The following is a 1,382-nucleotide window of genomic DNA, read 5'->3' on the forward strand; positions in this document are numbered from 1 at the left end:
TTATTTGTCACTGTAAAACAAAAATAGATAGCGCCGCTCGGTGCTATCTATTTTTTTATTATTCAGGCTCTTTATTGTTCATATCCTGTAGCGGCTTAGATAAGCGCTTAGGATATCGCGGCACCACCCCTCGGTACTGCTCATATATCTTTGGCAAATCAGCATCGATGTCACCAGTAGGATAAACGGGCGACAAAAACCGTACTTCCTTAGTCTTATAATCGAGTGCTACGGGCAAGATTGGCACATTAGCGCCGACTGCTAGATAATAAAATCCCGTTTTCCACTTATCGGTATAGTCGCGTGTACCCTCAGGCGATAACCCCAAAAATAGCGGCTCACCACTTTTAAATTTATCAATACTCGCCTGCAAAACCGAACCTTTTTGACCGCGATCAATAGGAATAATACCCATCCAACGTAGCAGCTGCGAGAGTACAGGTACTTTGAATAAAGTATGTTTGCCCATGATGCTGATTTTTAGATCAAGTGCAAACAGATTGGGCAAAGCATAGACACCGTCGACATTAGAGGTATGCGGCAATGCCAGTACCACTGCTTGCGAGATGTTCGGAATCTCGCCAACGCTGCGCCACCCCATAGCCTTTACCATTACTGAGGCAATCGTTGGCGTAAACTTATTACCGCGTTTAGGTATCTTAGCGCCTAAATCTTTTCTGCTAAGCTTAGGTAATCTGCTGGTTTGTGTGGGCTTTGATTTATCAGTTGTCTCAGATTTCATAGGGGCATCGCATAATAAAAGATACCCTTATCATACCATTAACTTATGAAAACTTAGCCAAATAAGCCGACTTTTATAGATATTTGTTGCTGTGCAGTTTGCTCTAATATGACTAATGACTATTGCTAAATCGGCATATCAGCCAAAACTAAACGGGTATATCTGCCAAGTTACCTTTATCCTCAAGCCATGACTTGCGATCAGACGAGCGTTTTTTGGCAAGTAGCATATCCATAATGCTATTAGTCAGTGCCATATCGTCCATATCTAATTGCACCAAGCGCCTTGTATCGCGGTTCATTGTTGTCTCGCGTAGCTGCTCAGCACTCATCTCCCCTAGACCCTTAAATCGGGTAATCTGGGCTTTTTTGTTACCTTGCACGCTCGCCAATATATGCTTAAGCTCAGACTCATCTAACGCGTAATGTACCTCACGACCCACATCGACGCGGTAAAGCGGCGGCATCGCAACAAACAGATGACCTGCATCGACAAGTGCTGGAAAATGCTTGACGAACAGTGCACAGATCAAGGTGGCAATGTGCAAGCCATCAGAGTCAGCATCGGCTAGGATACATATCTTGTCATAACGTAGCTCTGATAAGTCATCTGATGCTGGATCGACACCGATAGCGATAGC

At 44.2% G+C, this 1,382-nt stretch carries 1 protein-coding gene and 1 pseudogene; both read right to left on the reverse strand.

Translation table 11 applies throughout. The features are described from left to right. Positions 1–58: 58 nt before the first annotated feature. A complete protein-coding gene (locus tag ACTXGO_RS13815; RefSeq protein WP_443574922.1) occupies positions 59–742 on the reverse strand; it encodes a lysophospholipid acyltransferase family protein in 684 nt (227 codons plus the stop codon). A 148-nt stretch (positions 743–890) separates the two neighbouring features. After that, positions 891–1,382: pseudogene (locus ACTXGO_RS13820) on the reverse strand (DNA topoisomerase IV subunit B); the annotation flags it as partial.

The sequence above is a fragment of the Psychrobacter sp. T6-1 genome, from assembly GCF_052258445.1.

Excerpts from the sequence above, each read along its gene's own strand:
- ACTXGO_RS13815 (WP_443574922.1), bottom strand. The coding sequence starts at position 742 with ATGAAATCTGAGACAACTGATAAATCAAAGCCCACACAAACCAGCAGA.